We start from the raw sequence: 16,911 nt of genomic DNA, 5'->3' as shown, positions 1-16,911 counted from the left end.
TGCAGGCCGACAGGCTCTGCATCGAGGATGCGGTTGGCCCCATCGGTCGCCGCGCCGCCAGCCTGTTCGATCAGCATGCTCATCGGGTTCGCTTCATATAGCAGGCGCAGCTTCGCCTTACCGTTGCGGTGATCTTCGGGGTAAAGGAACACGCCGCCACGCTTAAGGATGCGATGCACGTCGGCCACCATGGATGCGGTCCAGCGCATGTTGTAATCGACGCCCAAAGGCCCCTCTGCGCCAAGGATGCGCTCTTCCACATATTGGCTGATCGCAGGCGACCACTGGCGACGGCGCGCCATGTTGATCGCAAATTCGCGGCGGCCGGTCGGGATCTTCAATGGCCCGTCGGTCATACGCCACGAACCGATTTCGGCATCCAGCGTGAATTCATAGACGCCCGTGCCCACGGTCAGCACCATCAGCGTCTGCGGGCCATAGATCGCATAGCCCGCCGCCACCTGGCAGTGACCGGGCTGGAGGAAATCACCTTCCTCCACATCGCGGCCAGACGTGTGCTCCGGCGCGCGCAGGATCGAGAAAATAGTGCCGACGGAAAGATCGACATCGACATTGCTCGACCCGTCGATGGGATCGAACAGCAACAGATATTCGCCCTTGGGATAGCGGTTCGGGATCGGGTGGATCGCCTCCATCTCTTCAGACGCCATGCCGGCAAGATGGCCGCCCCACTCATTCGCGTCGAGCAGCAGGTCATTGGCGATCACGTCCAGCTTCTTCTGCACCTCGCCCTGCACGTTTTCGCTGTCGAGGCTGCCCAGCACATCCCCCAAAGCGCCCTTTGAAATGGCGTGATTGATCACCTTGCAGGCGCGGGCAATGGTTTCGATCAAGAGGCGCAGTTCGGCCGGACAGGTCGAATCCGGCATGCGCTGCTGATCGATGAGAAAACGGCTGAGAGTGGGTTTGGACATAGGCAATGCTCTCTGACAGGCTGTCATTACAAAGGCTTGGCCACACCCGGCATCAGCCAGGCGTGGCGCGGATTTCAGCGGCCGCGGCTGCGCCATGGGCAGAGGCCGCAGCCTCTTCTACCATGTCGGCGTCAGGACGCACCCCAGTATACAGCACGAATTGTTCGATCGCCTGCAATACGATTACGTTGGCACCCGAAATTGCCAACTTCCTCGCTTCGCGGGCCAGTCGAATGAAGGGGCTTCCCGCAAGCTGCGCTATCACGTCGATTGCGATCCGGGCTTTTGCGGCATGGTCTACGGGAAAGGCCACGGCGTTCTGATTGCCGCCTTCCATTCGCAGCAGTGTCACGTTGATCAGAAGGGCCGTGCCCAGGTCAGGCAGATCGGCGCACCGGTCGTATTGCCGGGCAAGCACGGATCCGGTCCCGGCATTGCGGGCAACGATGATGCCATTGTCGAAGCCCAGGTGGTGCAAAGCCGCCTCTACCGCCTTGGCCATGCCGCCGCTGACGCGCAGGATGAGCCGGGTCGAAAGATCGAAATCATTTGCCTTTGACAGGTTGCGCACCGCGATGAAATCGGCGTTGTGGCCGGTCAGCCCCATCGTCAATGACACTGGCATGGACGCCCTCGATCATCTTTGCCGACGCGTGGATATGGTCGAGCAGCGAGATCACTTCCTCCTTGAACGGCATCGATGTGGCACATCCGCGAATGCCCAAAGCCCTAATCCCGCCGATCGCCGCAGGCTGGTCGGTGGTGCCGAACGAACTTTAAAGAAAGCTGAGTCCCATCAACACATAGAGCTGGTTCTGCAGAAGCGAACTGCCGTTCCCCGGCCTTCCCGAGAGCAACATGCAAAGCCTTGTCACGGCTCCGCAGGGGCGGCGCTCATGCGGGAATTCTGATTTCAGTGCCCCGCTCATATTTCCCGCCCGCACAGCCGGACGATCGCCACCGTGCCAACAAGCGCATCGCCTGTCGGCGAGCAAAGCCGGTCTGGGACATGAAGCAAATGGCGGAGAGGGTGGGATTCGAACCCACGGTACGGTTGCCCGTACACTGCATTTCGAGTGCAGCGCATTCGACCTCTCTGCCACCTCTCCGCTAAAAGGGGTGCGATCCGCGCATCGGCGCGTCGGGTCGTCAGGAAGCGGGCGGTTAGCCGATCAAACCGCGCTTGCCAAGCACCTATTTACCGAAATGTGCAGCAAATTTCAGGTTTGCTTGTTTCGCGCACGCACAAAACCTATATTCACCATCATGGCAGGAAGTTTTCGCACCCCTCCGACCGAGTCCACCCGCAAGGGATCGAAGCGCTCGACCTATTTCTCCCCGCAGGCAGGCGGCACCGTTTCCGCACCTAAAGTCGCGAAAGCGCGCTTTGCCATCGGGGATGTGGTGCGGCACCGGACCCATTCGTTTCGCGGCGTGATATTCGATATCGACCCGGTCTTCGCCAATAGCGAGGAATGGTACGAATCGATTCCCAGTGCCATGCGCCCGCGCCGCGAACAGCCTTTCTATCACCTCTTCGCCGAGAACGATGAATCGAGCTACATCGCCTATGTCAGCCAGCAGAACCTGGTGGAGGATGGCTTTGCAGGCCCGGTGGACCACCCCTCGATCGATCTGGTGTTCGACCATTTCGACCTCGACGACGGGCGCTATCCGCTGCATTTCAGCCTTCAGCACTGATCGGCTGCACAGATACGAAAAAGCGCGGCGCGGGATGACCCGGCCGCGCTTTTTCGTGTGGGTGACGCCTTTGGCGGATCAGCTCCTCAGCTTCCACCCCGACTTCAGCACCATATAGGTGATCAGGAACATGACGGCATTCAGCACGCCAAGGCCGATCCCGGCCCACAGCACCGCATGCCCGGTCCTGCCAATATCGCTTTCCACCAGAAAGCCATAGCGGAAGCCCGAGATGACATAGAAAAACGGGTTGAAGCGGCTGATCGTCTGGAACAGCGGTGCCAGCCTGTCGATCGTGTAGAACGTTCCTGACAGCAGCGACAGCGGCGCGACGATGAAATTGGTCACCGCCGCGTTATGGTCGAATTTTTCCGCCCAGATGGAGGTGAGCACACCCATCAGCGACAGAAGCATCACGCCCATCAGGCCGAACCATGCAATGGCAATGGGGTGCGCCAGCGTGAGATCGACGCCGGGATACAGGCTCATCGCGATGCCCACCGCGAAACCGACCAGAATACCGCGAGTCATCGCCGCCCCGACAAGCCCCAGCAGCAGTTCGAACGTGCTGAGAGGCGGCATCAGATAATCGATGATAGTGCCCTGCACCTTGCCGCCAAGCAGCGAAAAGCTGGAATTGGCAAAGCTGTTCTGCATCATGCCCATGACGATCAGGCCCGGCGCGACGAAGGTCGCGAAGTTCACGCCAAGGATTTCGCGGTCGCCGCGGCCCAGCGCGACAGAGAATATCACCAGAAACAATAGCGTCGTGATCGCCGGAGCCCAGATCGTCTGCGTCTGAACCTTGAAGAAACGCCGGACTTCCTTAATATAGAGGGTCCACAGTCCCAGCCGGTTGATCCGGCCGATGACCGGCTCTCCAAAGGGGCGGAAGATCGGTTCGGGCAGGGTGTCTGGTGCTGGCTCGTTCATTGCGTTTGCGAAGTAGTGACGGGCAATCGATATGGCAAGCATGGCCATGCATGGATATGGCCACAAGGCCCTGAGGGACACGCCCCGGGGCGCAGAGATATTATTGGAGACAGCATGAGCTGGACCGAAGAACGGATCGAAAAGCTGACCAAGATGTGGGAAGGCGGATCGACCGCGAGCCAGATCGCAGAGGAGCTGGGCGGCGTGAGCCGCAATGCCGTGATCGGTAAGGCGCACCGCCTTGGCCTCAAGGCGCGCCCCTCTCCGGTGAAGGAGAAGGCCGCAAAGCCCAAGCCGAAGCCCGCGCCGAAAAAGGCGGAGGCAGCGCCAAAGCCAGAAGCACCCGCACGCGCAGCACCCGCGCCCGCGCCTGCCCCGGCAGCCCGCCCCACCCCGGCCGCAGCGCCGCAGCAGCGCGCCGCCGATACTGCGTCGCCTGCGCCCAGCAGCAACTCGCCGCGTATCGTCTCGGTCGGTCCCGGCGGTTTCCTGCGTCAGGGCCCCGGTGACCAGCAATCGCCGATCCCGCCCGCGCCGCCGCGCCGCCTCGTGCCTGCAAAGCCGAGCCCGGAGATTGCGGACAAGACGAGCCTGCTCGACCTTAACGATCGCATTTGCCGCTGGCCGATGGGTCACCCGGGCGAACCCGATTTCCACTTCTGCGGCGACAAGGTGAACCCCGGATTCCCTTATTGCGTCGAACATTGCGGCCGGGCCTATCAGGCACAGCTGCCCCGTGGCGCGCGCAGACCACCTCCGCCGCTGCCGTTCGGCGGCCCTCGGGTGCGCTGATCGCGTTACACGGATAAGCGAAAGCCCGCCGATGCCCCATGGCACGGCGGGCTTTTTCTTTGGGCCTTAACGGCTGTGCGCTATGCTGCCGCCATGGACGAAGAACGCGAAGAGGGATGGTATCGCCGCAAGGTCGGCCGCAGGCTTGAACGGGCGCTCAACCGCCTTGTCGCAGGCGTGCTGGGCGCTGTGGGTTTTGTCGCGGGCTATACGTCGCTGCCGACTGACGAACATGATATTCGCTGGATCGGCATGGGAATCGCGGTCGCCCTGTTCTGGCTGGCCGGCAAATGCTGGCGCGCCAGGCGAGCCGTTATCGAAATCGGCGAATAGGGATCAGCCCTCTCGGCGCGAGCAGAACCAGATCGTATGCTTTGCGCCCTTCCCCTTGCCATTGGCGTCATAGCGGGCGTGGACGGTAACCTCATCCACATCAAAGCGGGCCTTTTGCAGCTGACGGGTAAAGCGCGGATCTGGCGCGGCTGACCAGATCGCCAGCACGCCATCAGGCGTGAGGGCGCGATAGGCGGCGGCAAGGCCAGCATTGGAATAGATGCGGTCGTTCTCTTCACGGACCAGCCCGTCGGGGCCGTTATCGACATCAAGCAGGATCGCATCATAGCGCCCCGGACGTTCGGCAATGGCATCGGCCACATCGCCCATGCGCACGGTCACGCGCGGATCGTCGAGGCAACCGTCAGCCACTTCCGCCATGGGGCCGCGCGCCCATGCAATGATTTCGGGGACCAGTTCGGCCACGGTAATCTTCGCGGCAGGCGGGGCCTTTGCCAGCGCGGCGCGCAGGGTGAACCCCATGCCATAGCCGCCGATCAGCATGCTGGGCGATTTCACGCCCTGCAGCCGCTCAAGGCTCATCACCGCCAGCGCCTCTTCCGAACCCTTCTGCCGCGTGCTCATCAGCTCGTTACGGTCGAGCACGATCATGAAGTCGCGGCCATGGCTGTAAAGCCGCAGTTCCTCACCACCCGGCACCTGCGCCGTTCCCAGAAGTTCGCGTGTCAGCATCGGTCGGTATCCATTTCAGCGCCTTACATGAAAAGGGCCGCCGGATCGCTCCGACGGCCCAAATTCTTGTCGATTCCGGCAGGACTTAGTCGTCCTTGAGGAACGCCGGCATGTGGTCGGGGTTACCGCCCGACTTGCCCCCACCATCATTGGCGCCGCCGTCGCGATCACGACGCGGACCACGGTCACGACCACCACGGTCGCCGCCACGGCCACCGCCGCGCGGGCCACGACGATCGCCGCCACGGTCACCACGCGGTTCGCGGGGTTCGCGCGGAGGACGGGTGTCCTCCAGCTCTTCGCCGGTTTCCTGGTCGACGACGCGCATCGACAGGCGGACCTTGCCGCGGTTGTCGATCTCGAGGACCTTGACCTTAACTTCCTGGCCTTCCGACACGACGTCGGTCGGCTTTTCCACGCGCTCGTTCTTCATTTCGGAGACGTGGACGAGACCGTCCTTGCCGCCCATGAAGTTCACGAATGCGCCGAAGTCGACGATGTTGACGACTTTGCCGGTGTAGATCTTGCCGACTTCCGCCTCTTCGACGATGCCTTCGATCCACTTCTTGGCCGCCTCGATCTGCGACAGATCGCTGGACGAGATCTTGATCACGCCCTCGTCGTCGATGTCGACCTTCGCGCCGGTTTCGGCGACGATCTCGCGGATGACCTTGCCGCCCGTGCCGATGACGTCACGGATCTTCGACTTGTCGATCTGGATCGTCTCGATACGCGGGGCATGCTGGCTGACTTCGGTGCGGGCCGAGCCCAGCGCCTTGGTCATTTCACCCAGGATGTGGGCGCGGCCAGCCTTGGCCTGGTTCAGTGCAGCGGCGAAGATTTCCTGCGTGATGCCGGCAACCTTGATGTCCATCTGCATGGTGGTGATGCCCGCTTCCGAACCTGCCACCTTGAAGTCCATGTCGCCGAGGTGATCCTCGTCGCCCAGAATGTCCGAGAGGACGGCGAAGTCGTCGCCTTCAAGGATCAGGCCCATCGCGATGCCCGAAACCGGACGTGCGATCGGAACGCCCGCGTCCATCATCGAGAGACAGCCACCGCAAACGGTCGCCATCGAGGACGAGCCGTTCGATTCGGTGATGTCCGACAGGATGCGGATCGTATACGGGAAGTCGTCATGGGCAGGCAGCACCGGGTGCAGCGCGCGCCATGCCAGCTTGCCGTGGCCGATTTCGCGGCGGCCCGGCGCGCCGAAACGGCCAACTTCGCCAACCGAGTACGGCGGGAAGTTATAGTGCAGCATGAAGTTCGAGTAGCTCAGGCCTTCGAGGCCGTCGATCATCTGCTCGGATTCCTTGGTGCCCAGCGTGGTGGTGCAGATCGCCTGCGTTTCACCGCGCGTGAACAGCGCCGAACCGTGAGTGCGCGGCAGGAAGCCGGCAGTCGCCTCGATCGGGCGGACCTGATCGAGCTTACGGCCGTCGATGCGCGAGCCGTCCTTGAGGATGGCGCTGCGCACGATTTCCGCTTCCAGCTTCTTGACCAGCTTGCCGGCGGTCATCTGCGTCTGGCCGTCTGCGTCGGCAAAGGCTTCCTTCGCCTTGGCGCGGGCGTTGTTCAGCGCTTCCGAACGGGCCGACTTGTCGGTCAGCTTGTAGGCGGCGGCGATGTCTTCACCGACCAGGTCCTTGAGCTTAGCCTTCATGTCGGCGGTGTTGTCCGACAGGTCGAGTTCCCAAGGCTCCTTCGCGGCCTTTTCGGCGAGGTCGATGATCGCACCGATGACCTGACGCGATGCGTCATGCGCGAACATGACTGCGCCCAGCATCTCGTCCTCGGAAAGCTCCTTGGCTTCCGATTCCACCATCATCACCGCTTCCTGCGTGGCAGCGACGACAAGGTCAAGGCGGCCGTCGGTCAGCGCGGCTTCCTGCTTGGGGTTGAGGACATATTCGCCATCGACAAAACCGACGCGCGCGGCGCCGATCGGGCCCATAAAGGGCACGCCCGAGATCGTGAGAGCGGCGGAAGCTGCGATCATCGCGACGATGTCGGCCTCGGTCTCGCCGTCATAGCTCATGACCTGGCAGATGACGTTGATTTCGTTGTAGAAACCTTCGGGGAACAGCGGACGGATCGGACGGTCGATCAGGCGGCTGGTCAGGGTTTCTTTCTCGGTCGCGCCGCGTTCGCGCTTGAAGAAGCCGCCGGGAATGCGGCCAGCCGAGGAGAATTTTTCCTGGTAGTGAACGGTAAGGGGGAAGAAGTCCTGCCCTTCCTTCACTTTCTTGGCGGCGGTCACGGCGCACAGCACCACGGTTTCGCCATAGGTGGCCAGAACGGCGCCGTCAGCCTGACGGGCGATGCGGCCGGTTTCGAGGGTGAGGGTCTTTCCGCCCCACTCAATCGATACGGTTTTGGTGTCGAACATGTATTTTCCTTATGAACCCGCAGGTGCCGTATTGCAGCGCGGGGCCTACTGCCGGGGATACCGTCCCGGTCCGGTGCGGGCCTTTTTCGCGGCCCATGGGCGGCCCCGCCGAATTGCGGGAAACGCCTTTAGAAAGGGCCAATATCGCTGGCCCCATATGCGACGAAGGCGGCCCGCATGGGCCGCCCTCGGAAACTCTTACTTACGCAGGCCGAGCTTCTGGATCAGAGCGTTGTAACGCGAGACGTCCTTCTTCTTCAGATAGGACAGCAGCGAACGACGCTTGTTGACCATCACCAGCAGACCGCGCCGCGAGTGATTGTCCTTGTGGTGATCCTTGAAGTGCTCGGTCAGGTTGCGAATACGCTCGGTAAGGATCGCGACCTGCACTTCCGGGCTGCCCGTGTCAGTGTCCTGACGGGCGTTGTCCTTGATGATTTCCTGCTTCTTTTCGGCAGTAACCGACATAAGTTTCACTCCGCGACATCATGGAACGATTTGTCGTCGTCAGAGGTTGAATCCCCTGATGACCCTGGCCGTCCCATCGGTAATGTCCAGAAGCGCAACCGGCGTTTCGCCGCATTTCGCCCAGACAGTGCCGTCAGAAATGGCCAGCCCGGACAATTGCCGGCCCTGTCGGACCGCTTCTGCCTCATCCGGGTGGAGATCGAGGGCCGGGATGTCGTCCAGCCCTGCCTCCAGCGGCAGAAGTATCTCAGCAAGTGGCGCGCCCTGACCGATTTCGTTGAGCTTGTCCAGCGAAATCGCGGATTCGAGGCCAAACGGGCCTGCGCGCTTACGCCTTAGATAGGTAACGTGCCCGCAGCTTCCAAGGGCATGCGCGATATCCCGTGCCAAGGAGCGGATATAGGTGCCTTTCGACACGGTCGCTTCCAGCGTGACGCTGTCGAGCATCTCCAATGGCGCGCCCGGATCGTAAGGATCGGGCCGGCCGCTGGTGGTGGCGAATACCGAACCGATCTCGACGCCCTCCCCCTGATGCCCAACGGGCGACAACGCATGGATCGTTACGCGGCGGGTCTTCATCTCGACCTCCTCACCCGCACGGGCGAGGTCGTAGGCGCGCTTGCCGTCTATCTTGAGCGCCGAATATTTGGGCGGCACCTGCTCGATCTCACCGGTGAAGGCCTCACACACGGCATGCAACGCGGCAGCAGGAGGGCGGCGGTCGCTCGTCTCGATCACCTTCCCTTCGGCATCCAGCGTATCGGTCATGGTGCCGAACTGGATCGTGAACTCATACGTCTTGGTCGCATCCAGCATGCGCCCGCACAGCTTGGTCGCTTCGCCGATGGCAATCGGCAGAACGCCGGTCGCCAGCGGGTCCAGCGTGCCGCCATGCCCGACCTTTGCCTTGGCGTATCCCGCCTGCCGCAGATTGCGTTTGACCGCAGCAACCGCCTGCGTCGAACCCAGCTCCAGCGGCTTGTCGAGAATGATCCAGCCGCTGGGCGGTGCTGGCTTTTCGCTCTGCGTGCTCACGATGCGATCACCTCTGCCAGAGAGATGAAGATGCCCCGCAGATATTCGACCGGCGGCCATACGACATTCTCGATGATCGACAGGCTGGGGAAGAACCAGCTGATGCCAATGATGACGAACAGGAACGCCATGCCGACGCCGCGCAGCTTTTCATAGCTGGCCGCCATGCTCCTTGGCAGCAGCCCTTCGACGATATGCGATCCGTCGAAAGGTGGGATCGGCAGCAGGTTGAAGAAGGCAAGGAATACGTTGATGACGATGAAATAGTCGAGCGCGCTTACCGCCGTGCCCTGCCAGAAGGTCGGATCGACACCGGGCACGAAGCCGCGCACCACCAGCCCCAGCACCACCGCCGCCAGCGTCGCCATCACGAAATTGCTCGCAGGCCCTGCCGCCGCGACCGCCATCATGCCGAAACGCGGGTTATTAAGCCGCCATTTGTTTACCGGCACCGGTTTCGCCCAGCCAAAGATCGGCCCGCCGATCAGCGCCATCGCGCCGGGTAGCAGCACCGTGCCGACGGGATCGACATGGCGAATGGGGTTCAGGGAAAGCCGCCGCCGCTCCTTCGCCGTGGGATCGCCCAGCGCCAGCGCGGCCCAGCCGTGCGAAACCTCATGGAAGACGATGGCAATGACCAGGCACGGGATCAGGATCGCGGCCAGAAGAATGGTATCGGACATGCGCGCCAGATAGGGATTCGGGTGCGGTTCGGCTAGAGCGGGTAACCCAGCTCGTCCAGTGGGAGCCCCCGCGATGCCATCAGACGGCGATTTCCGGGGGCATAAAGGTCCTCAGCCTTGGCCAGCACATCGGCGCGCAATTGCAGGCGATGCGCGTTGAGCGGCCTGATCGCGCCCAGCGCGCGCTTCACCCCATGGCGCAGCACCTGCCCACCGGGCAGATCGACGATGCAATCCTTGTTCACCACCGATTGCCGCGTAAACAGGTTCGCGCCCCGCACCACCGCCAGCGACGCCGTGCCAAGCGAAACATTGCGCGCCTTGGCCGCGGCGCTTTCATGGCCGAACTCTATGCCAAGATCGTCCGTCATGCGTGACAGCAACGCGGCCTCGTCCCGGATCCATTCATAGGGATAGAGAAAAACCTTTTCGCGCCCGAACAGCCCTTCGTAAAACGCGACCAGCGGTTCGAAATCGAAATGTTCGTATTCAAATGCCGGCGCTTTCCATGGCCGGGTCAGCGCGCCGCGCCGGTGCTGCATGCCGCCGAAATAGCGCTTTTGCGACCATGTGCCCCCGCCCGAAACATATTGCGCATAGGTGGCGCGCAGGATCTCGGGCTGGCTGCGGATGAAGATAACGATCCGCGCATCGGGCAGCACCGCATGGATGCGACGCGCCATCTCCGGCCCGATCAGCCCATGGAGCCCGCCATTATGGAGATAGCCGGACAGGTTTTCCTCGCTCAGCACCACGGGACGGGTGCGGCCATCCAGCGCCAGCTTTTCGCGCGCGGTGGCGGCATCGAAATGCAGTCCCGGCGGGGCGAGCAATGCGTCCTGCACCTGTTTGCGCGGGATGAACTCATGACTGCGCGCAGCGGGGAACACGGTTTCCTGAAACCAGGTCGTCGCCGTCTTGTGATAGCCGATATGGACGATGGGGGCTGTCACGCGCTTTCCTTTATCGGGATGCCTGGGCGCCGCCTTAGGGGGCGCAGGGCCCCTCTGCCAAGCCTCAACCCTGCCACTCGTCCCTCAGGATGGAGAAAACGGCAGTGTCGCGGACATGGCCGGTCCATGTAACCTTGTCCTTGCGGCGCGTCCCTTCATAAACCGCGCCCAGCTTGCGCACGGCGGCCTTGGATCGCTCGTTGCGCTCATCCACGTTCAGCACCACGCGGTGAAAGCCGCAGGCAAAGGCGTGAGAGATCATCGCGTGCTTCATGGCGCGGTTGAAGCCGCTGCCGCGCAATTTGCATGACAGCACGGTGCCGCCGATCTCGACCGTGCCCATGCCGCCGGGATATTCGGCAGTTTCGGGGAAATCGACGTTTGGATTGATATAGTTCGAAAAGGCCGCGATCTCGCCCGTGCGCATGTCGATGGCGACAAGGTTCACCCAGGCGGTGTTCTCATGGAAATTGCCCATTTCCTCATCGAACCCCTCACCCGCCATGTTGACCGGATAGATGGCCCAGGTCTCGGTATCCTCCTCGCAAATGGCGCGCAGGGCCGGGAGATGCTCCTCGGCCAGCGGGACCCAGCGCACGGGATGGGCTTCGGGCACATGCGCCAGCGCGGCGATACGGGGGTGCAGGTCAGCCATCGCGTGCCTCGCTGAAATGACGGCGGCAAAGCGCCACATAGCGGTCATTGCCGCCGATCTCGGTCTGCGCGCCTTCGATGATGGCGTGGCCGTTATCATCAACGCGCAGGTTCATCGTGGCCTTGCGCCCGCAATGGCACACGGCTTTCAATTCAATCAGAGCATCGGCAATGCCCAGCAGCGCGGCGGAACCGGGAAACAGCTCCCCCAGAAAATCGGTGCGCAGGCCATAGCAGAGCACCGGGATCCCCGCCTCGTCCGCCAGCCGCGCCAATTGCCATACCTGCTCCCTGGTCAGGAACTGCGCTTCGTCCACCAGCAGGCAGGCGACAGGATCTACGGCATGTCTTGGCGCGACCGTCTCCCACAGATCGGTATCAGGGCGATAGAGATGCGCATCCGCCTGCAGTCCGATACGCGAATGGATCGGCTTGCCGCCATCTTCTGCATTGCGATCATCCAGCGCCGCGGTCCACAGCATCGTCTTCATGCCGCGTTCGCGATAGTTGAAATCGGCCTGCAGCAGCGTGGTCGATTTCCCCGCGTTCATGCTGGCGTAGTAGAAATAGAGCTTGGCCATGGACACAAGCGCTAATGCCAGTTTCGCGCCCTGCCAATCCGGTAGGGCGCTCGGCCGCCCATTTGCTCACAATTCCAGCAGCCAGTGCTCGCTCTGTTCGGGCTTGCCGAACTTGTCCTGCATCTCGGTGGCGACGATGCGATAGCCCTCTGCCGCATAGAGCCTGCGCGCACTTTCCAGCACCGAGTGGGTCCACAGCGCGATCCGGCGATAGCCAGCCCCGCGGGCAAAATCGGTGCATTCGCGCACCAGCGCCGCACCGACGCCCATGCCGCGCGCCTGCGGCTCGACATAAAGGAGGCGCAGACGGGCGGTGTCCTCGCTCTCACGCACCAGAAAAACCGAACCAAGCATAAGGCCATCGCGCTCTGCCACCCAGCATTGTTCGCGGTCCGGCCTGAAGTCGCGCAGGAAATTGGCTGTAATCTCGAGGATCAGCGCCTCCAGCTTCGATCCCCAGTCATAACCTTCGTCATAGAGCGCCGCTTGCCGTGACGCGATAAGCCCCATGTCGCCCGCCCGGAACGGACGCAATCGCCAATCACGGGACGGGTGCGGCGCATTGCTCACTCGTCGTCGAGGTCGCGCCTGACACGCGGATCGTCGAGCAGCTGGTCGATGCGGCTGGCCTCGTCAAAGGTCTCGTCGGCGCGAAACTGCAGCTTGGGCGCGAATTTCAGGCCGAGGCGCTTGGCCACTTCCTTTTGGAAGAAAGCCGTGTTGACCTGCAGCGCCTTCACCACCTTGGCTTCCTCTGCACCCAGCAGCGGTTTCACATAGACTTTCGCCTGCCTGAGGTCGGGCGACATGCGCACCTCGGTCACGCTGACGGCGTGGGCGGATATCGTGACGTCATGCACCTCGCCGCGGGCCAGCAGTTCGGACAGGATATGCCGTACCCGCTCGCCCACCTTGAGGACGCGGACCGACTGCTGCTCGGGAGTGGAATTGTTTCGTGCCATTTGGGCTTCCCTGCCTATCCTGCGACAATTTGCAACATTTTGTGACGGAGCAATCGGCCCGCTTCACCCGTTTCCTGTTCATACCCGTAAGGGAAATGACACAGGAGTATATCATGAAGAAGCTTTTCGCATCGCTCGCCGCCGCCGCGCTGATCCTGCCCGGCACCGCCGCCATGGCCGCGCCGCAGCACAATGACCGGTCCGATCACGCCCAGTCCAATCATGGCCAACAGGTGAGCAAGGCCGCCCATAGTTTCAAGAAGGGCGAGAAGTTCGATTCCAAGCGGGCCACCAACTACCGCGTCATCAATTATCGCGACAATCGCCGCCTGTCCGCCCCGCCGAGCGGCTATCGTTGGGTCCAGAACGGCAATGACGCGCTTTTGGTCGGCATTACCAGCGGCATCGTTTCAGCCGTGGTGTCGAACGCGCTGAACTGATCGGGCTGCGCGCCTCCTCACAGTCCCCTCCCCCGGGAGGCGTGCAAGCCAACAAGGGCGGTTCCGGTTCGGGGCCGCCCTTTCGATTTTGCGTCAGCCCATCTTGTCGAGGATGCGCTTGAGGGACGACATGTTGCGCCCCGTGCACTGGCGGTCGAGCTTGCGCTCGATGAAAGCCTTGGTGAGCTTGCTGTCGGCGACGCCCTCGCCGTAATCGGCGTAAAGGCACCGGTCGCCCAGCGCGACGCGCTCAGGCCCGCGCCCTTCATAGGCGGCCATCATGACCTTGAACTGGTCGGGATCGGCCTCTCGGTCCAGGAAGAGCGTGTGGACGAACTTGTCGTCACCCTCGCCGTGGAAGGGATTGTCCATAATCGCGGCGCGCACCTCCTCCTTGCTGCGCACGGCGGCAAAGGTGGGGAAGCCGAAGCGATCGTTCACGATGAAGGCCAGCATTTCGGAAAGCCCGTCGCTGGGCCGCTCGTCAAAGGTGAAGAGGACATTGCCGCTGGCGACGACGGTCTCGACATCCTCCAGCTCCTCCCGCTCCAGCGCGTCGCGCAGCTCGGTCATCTTGAGGCGGTTACCCCCGACATTCATGCTGGCGAAAAAGGCGGCGTAGCGGGGCATTCCAGCTCTCCTGATAAAAGTCGCGGGGCCTGAATACACCGAGACCGGCCAGGTTTGCACCCGACCGGCCCGGTTTGTTTCAGCGATTGCCGACCTTAAAGAACGCGCTCGCGCTCCTCGACCTCGAAGACTTCCAGCTGGTCGCCAGCCTTGATGTCATTGGTGTCGGACAGCACCACGCCGCATTCGAGGCCTGCGCGGACTTCGTCCACATCGTCCTTGAACCGGCGCAGCGAGGCGATCGAGGTGGCCGAAACGATGACATCGTTGCGGGTAAGACGCGCGAACAGACCCTTGCGGATGACGCCCTCTTCCACCAGCAGACCGGCTGCCTTGTCCTTCTTGCCGGCCGGGAATACCTGCTTGACGGCAGCACGGCCCACGACGTTCTCGATCCGCTCGGGACCAAGCTCGCCCGCCATGCGCTTCGCGATTTCCTCGGTCAGGTGATAGATGACGTCGTAATACATCATCTCCACCTTGTCCTTTTCCATCTGCTGGCGCGCCTTGGAATTGGGACGCACGTTAAAGCCGATGATCGGAGCGCCCGATGCCGCCGCGAGCGTCACATCGCTCTCGGTGATGGCGCCAACGCCCGAATGCAGGACGCGAACCTTGATGAGGTCGTTCGAGATCTTGGCCAGCGCGTTCGCGATCGCCTCGACCGAGCCCTGCACATCCGCCTTGATGACGACCGGGAACTCGACCATTTCGCTCTTCAGCGCCGAGAACATGTTCTCGAAGTTCGAGACCGGCATCGCGGTGCGCTTCTCATTGGCCTTTTCGGTACGATAACCTGCCACTTCGCGGGCACGCTGCTCGTTCTCGACCACGGTCAGCACATCGCCTGCACGCGGCACACCGCCAAGGCCCAGCACCTCGACCGGCATGGCCGGACCGGCTTCCTTGATCTGGCGGCCCTTGTCGTCATGCAGCGCACGCACGCGGCCGCTTTCGGTGCCGACGACGAAGACATCGCCGCGCTTCAGCGTGCCGCGCGTGACCAGCACAGTCGCCAGCGGACCCTTGCCCTTGTCGAGCTTCGCCTCGATCACGGTGGCATCGGCCTCGCGGTCGGGGTTCGCCTTTAGCTCCAGCAGTTCGGCCTGCAGGTTGATCGCATCGAGCAGCTTGTCGAGACCGATCTTGTTCTTGGCCGAAACCTCGACGTCCATGACGTCGCCGCTCATGGCCTCGACGATGATCTCATGCTCAAGCAGGCGCTCGCGGATCTTCTGCGGGTTCGCCTCGTCCTTGTCGATCTTGTTGATCGCCACGATCATCGGCACGCCGGCCGCCTTGGTGTGGTTGATGGCCTCGATCGTCTGCGGCATCAGCCCGTCATCGGCCGCCACCACCAGAATGACGATATCGGTGACATTGGCACCGCGTGCGCGCATTTCGGTAAAGGCTTCGTGACCCGGCGTGTCGAGGAAGGTGATCACGTCACCGCCCTTGGTCTTGATCTGGTACGCGCCGATATGCTGCGTGATGCCGCCAGCTTCGCCGCGGGTCACATCGGTGCCGCGCAGCGCGTCGAGCAGGCTGGTCTTGCCGTGGTCGACATGGCCCATGATGGTCACGACCGGAGGACGCGGCTTCATCGACTCTTCGGGATCGACATCCTCGGTGGTGTCGATGTCGACATCGCTTTCCGAAACGCGCTGGACGTTGTGGCCGAACTGATCGACCAGCAGCTCTGCCGTATCCTGATCGATGGTCTGGTTCACGGTGACCATCATGCCCAGATTGAACAGCTCCTTGACCAGGTCCGCGCCCTTTTCGGCCATGCGGTTGGCAAGTTCCTGAACGGTGATTGCCTCGGGCACGACCACGTCGCGCACCTGCTTTTCGCGCGGCTGCGACTGGCCGCGGTAATGCGCGCGGCGTTCTTTTTCACGGGCACGCTTCAGCGCGGCGAGGCTGCGGGCGCGGGCGCCCTCATCCTCGTTCAGCGCCTTGTTTACGGTCAGCTTGCCGCCACGGCGACGATCGCCACGGCCACCGCCATCGCTTTCGGTCGATGCCGCAGCGCGCTTACCGCCCGCCTTCTTGTCGGCGGCGGGCTTCTTCTCGGTGCGCTTGGGCTCGGGGCGCTTGACCGGCGTGAACCGGCGCGGAGCGGGCGTGGCTTCCTCGCCATCGCCGCTCTCTTCAGGCCCAGCTTCCTTAGCCTCTTCCTTGGCCTCTTCCTTGGCTTCGGGCTCGGCCGGCTTTTCCTCGGAAGCAGGCTTGGCAGCCTTTTCCTCGGCAGCCTTTTGCGCGGCGGCTTCAGCCTCGGCTTCGGCCTTGCGATTGTCCTCGGCGCGCTGCTTTTCTTCTTCCAGCGCCTTGGCCTTGGCCTCTTCCTCGCGGCGGCGGGCCTCTTCGGCCAGCTTCAGGCGATCTTCCTCGGCCTCGCGCTGCAGGCGGGCAACGCGCTCCTGCGGCGTTTCGTCGCTGGGCGCGGGGCGCTTCGGCTTGGGCGCGGGTTTCGGCGCGGCCTTGGGGGCCGGCGCGGGTGCAGGGGCCGGAGCCGCCTTCTGTTCCTCGGGCGCAGGAGCGGGAGCCGGGGCGCTGCCACCCTCGTTCGGCTTCAGGATCTTGCGCTTGCGCTTCACCTCGACCGCGACCTTGTTGGTGCGGCCATGGCTGAAGGTTTGCTTGACCTCGCCCGCGTCCACCGCACGCTTGAGTCCAAGCGGCTTGCGGGTCCGGGTGCTGTTGTCGTTGTCGCTCATGTTGGT

20 protein-coding genes and 1 tRNA gene are annotated in these 16,911 nt (G+C 62.8%); 4 read left to right on the top strand and 17 right to left on the bottom strand.

All coding sequences use genetic code 11. The features are described from left to right. The 4 genes from A9D13_RS06800 to A9D13_RS06790 form a co-directional block, all read right to left on the bottom strand. On the bottom strand, nt 1-935 hold a 935-nt coding region (locus A9D13_RS06800), incomplete at its 3' end, for a class 1 fructose-bisphosphatase (protein ID WP_066771795.1). A 52-nt stretch (nt 936-987) separates the two neighbouring features. Continuing rightward, on the bottom strand, nt 988-1,542 hold the full coding sequence (locus tag A9D13_RS06795) for a hypothetical protein (RefSeq protein ID WP_342341739.1): 555 nt from the start codon (nt 1,540-1,542) through the stop codon (nt 988-990). Beyond that, entirely contained in the window at nt 1,481-1,633 is a 153-nt protein-coding gene (locus A9D13_RS21340) for a hypothetical protein (RefSeq protein WP_308420387.1), read from the bottom strand. The genes A9D13_RS06795 and A9D13_RS21340 overlap by 62 nt, the downstream gene beginning before the upstream one ends. 321 nt (nt 1,634-1,954) lie before the next feature. Next, nucleotides 1,955-2,044, bottom strand: a tRNA-Ser gene (locus tag A9D13_RS06790). A 157-nt stretch (nt 2,045-2,201) separates the two neighbouring features. Here A9D13_RS06790 and hspQ point away from each other — a divergent pair. Further along, nucleotides 2,202-2,636 carry a heat shock protein HspQ gene (gene hspQ / locus A9D13_RS06785; protein WP_066771793.1) on the top strand — a complete coding sequence of 145 codons (435 nt, stop codon included), beginning with the start codon at nt 2,202-2,204 and terminating at the stop codon, nt 2,634-2,636. A 78-nt stretch (nt 2,637-2,714) separates the two neighbouring features. On the opposite strand, the gene A9D13_RS06780 is transcribed toward hspQ, so the two are convergent. Continuing rightward, nucleotides 2,715-3,569 carry an ABC transporter permease gene (locus tag A9D13_RS06780; protein WP_066771898.1) on the bottom strand — a complete coding sequence of 285 codons (855 nt, stop codon included), beginning with the start codon at nt 3,567-3,569 and terminating at the stop codon, nt 2,715-2,717. 114 nt (nt 3,570-3,683) lie between these two features. On the opposite strand from A9D13_RS06780, the gene A9D13_RS06775 reads away from it, so the two are divergent. Both A9D13_RS06775 and A9D13_RS06770 read left to right on the top strand, forming a co-directional pair. Continuing rightward, entirely contained in the window at nt 3,684-4,361 is a 678-nt protein-coding gene (locus tag A9D13_RS06775; protein ID WP_066771792.1) for a GcrA family cell cycle regulator, read from the top strand. A 93-nt stretch (nt 4,362-4,454) separates the two neighbouring features. After that, a complete protein-coding gene (locus A9D13_RS06770; protein ID WP_156521943.1) occupies nt 4,455-4,694 on the top strand; it encodes a hypothetical protein in 240 nt (79 codons plus the stop codon). Between the two features lie 3 nt (nt 4,695-4,697). On the opposite strand, the gene A9D13_RS06765 is transcribed toward A9D13_RS06770, so the two are convergent. The 10 genes from A9D13_RS06765 to rbfA form a co-directional block, all read right to left on the bottom strand. After that, complete coding sequence (locus tag A9D13_RS06765; protein WP_066771788.1) at nt 4,698-5,387, bottom strand: spermidine synthase; 690 nt, start codon at nt 5,385-5,387, stop codon at nt 4,698-4,700. 85 nt (nt 5,388-5,472) lie between these two features. Next, nucleotides 5,473-7,779 carry a polyribonucleotide nucleotidyltransferase gene (gene pnp / locus A9D13_RS06760; RefSeq protein ID WP_066771783.1) on the bottom strand — a complete coding sequence of 769 codons (2,307 nt, stop codon included), beginning with the start codon at nt 7,777-7,779 and terminating at the stop codon, nt 5,473-5,475. Nucleotides 7,780-7,977: 198 nt separating this feature from the next. After that, a complete protein-coding gene (rpsO, locus tag A9D13_RS06755; protein WP_066771781.1) occupies nt 7,978-8,247 on the bottom strand; it encodes a 30S ribosomal protein S15 in 270 nt (89 codons plus the stop codon). A 39-nt stretch (nt 8,248-8,286) separates the two neighbouring features. Further along, nucleotides 8,287-9,282 (bottom strand): tRNA pseudouridine(55) synthase TruB, encoded by a 996-nt coding sequence (truB, locus tag A9D13_RS06750; RefSeq protein WP_066771779.1) that lies wholly within the window; start codon nt 9,280-9,282, stop codon nt 8,287-8,289. Further along, the gene (locus A9D13_RS06745) at nt 9,279-9,965 is read right to left on the bottom strand and encodes a site-2 protease family protein (RefSeq protein ID WP_066771776.1); all 687 of its coding nucleotides are present in this window, start codon (nt 9,963-9,965) and stop codon (nt 9,279-9,281) included. The genes truB and A9D13_RS06745 overlap by 4 nt, the downstream gene beginning before the upstream one ends. A 32-nt stretch (nt 9,966-9,997) precedes the next feature. Beyond that, a complete protein-coding gene (locus tag A9D13_RS06740; RefSeq protein ID WP_066771773.1) occupies nt 9,998-10,918 on the bottom strand; it encodes a hypothetical protein in 921 nt (306 codons plus the stop codon). Between the two features lie 64 nt (nt 10,919-10,982). After that, nucleotides 10,983-11,573 (bottom strand): GNAT family N-acetyltransferase, encoded by a 591-nt coding sequence (locus tag A9D13_RS06735; protein WP_066771771.1) that lies wholly within the window; start codon nt 11,571-11,573, stop codon nt 10,983-10,985. Further along, nucleotides 11,566-12,153: a thymidine kinase gene (locus A9D13_RS06730; RefSeq protein ID WP_066771769.1), complete on the bottom strand. Its 588-nt coding sequence runs from the start codon at nt 12,151-12,153 to the stop codon at nt 11,566-11,568. The genes A9D13_RS06735 and A9D13_RS06730 overlap by 8 nt, the downstream gene beginning before the upstream one ends. A 66-nt stretch (nt 12,154-12,219) precedes the next feature. Then, nucleotides 12,220-12,663 carry a GNAT family N-acetyltransferase gene (locus tag A9D13_RS06725; RefSeq protein WP_066771763.1) on the bottom strand — a complete coding sequence of 148 codons (444 nt, stop codon included), beginning with the start codon at nt 12,661-12,663 and terminating at the stop codon, nt 12,220-12,222. Between the two features lie 56 nt (nt 12,664-12,719). Beyond that, nucleotides 12,720-13,115, bottom strand: a complete 396-nt coding sequence (gene rbfA / locus A9D13_RS06720) for a 30S ribosome-binding factor RbfA (protein ID WP_066771761.1) — start codon at nt 13,113-13,115, stop codon at nt 12,720-12,722. Between the two features lie 113 nt (nt 13,116-13,228). Here rbfA and A9D13_RS06715 point away from each other — a divergent pair, with 113 nt between their 5' ends. Continuing rightward, the gene (locus A9D13_RS06715; RefSeq protein ID WP_066771759.1) at nt 13,229-13,555 is read left to right on the top strand and encodes an RcnB family protein; all 327 of its coding nucleotides are present in this window, start codon (nt 13,229-13,231) and stop codon (nt 13,553-13,555) included. A 93-nt stretch (nt 13,556-13,648) separates the two neighbouring features. Here A9D13_RS06715 and A9D13_RS06710 read toward each other — a convergent pair whose 3' ends face one another. Both A9D13_RS06710 and infB read right to left on the bottom strand, forming a co-directional pair. Beyond that, nucleotides 13,649-14,185 carry a DUF1697 domain-containing protein gene (locus tag A9D13_RS06710; RefSeq protein WP_066771753.1) on the bottom strand — a complete coding sequence of 179 codons (537 nt, stop codon included), beginning with the start codon at nt 14,183-14,185 and terminating at the stop codon, nt 13,649-13,651. A 95-nt stretch (nt 14,186-14,280) separates the two neighbouring features. After that, nucleotides 14,281-16,905, bottom strand: coding sequence for a translation initiation factor IF-2 (gene infB, locus A9D13_RS06705; RefSeq protein WP_066771752.1), 2,625 nt, complete (start codon nt 16,903-16,905; stop codon nt 14,281-14,283). Nucleotides 16,906-16,911 lie beyond the last annotated feature (6 nt).

This window comes from Croceicoccus mobilis (genome assembly GCF_001661965.1).
Taxonomy (GTDB): domain Bacteria; phylum Pseudomonadota; class Alphaproteobacteria; order Sphingomonadales; family Sphingomonadaceae; genus Croceicoccus; species Croceicoccus mobilis.
The sequence above is the reverse complement of the archived record's forward strand: the minus strand, read 5'-3'. Positions and strand labels throughout refer to the sequence as shown.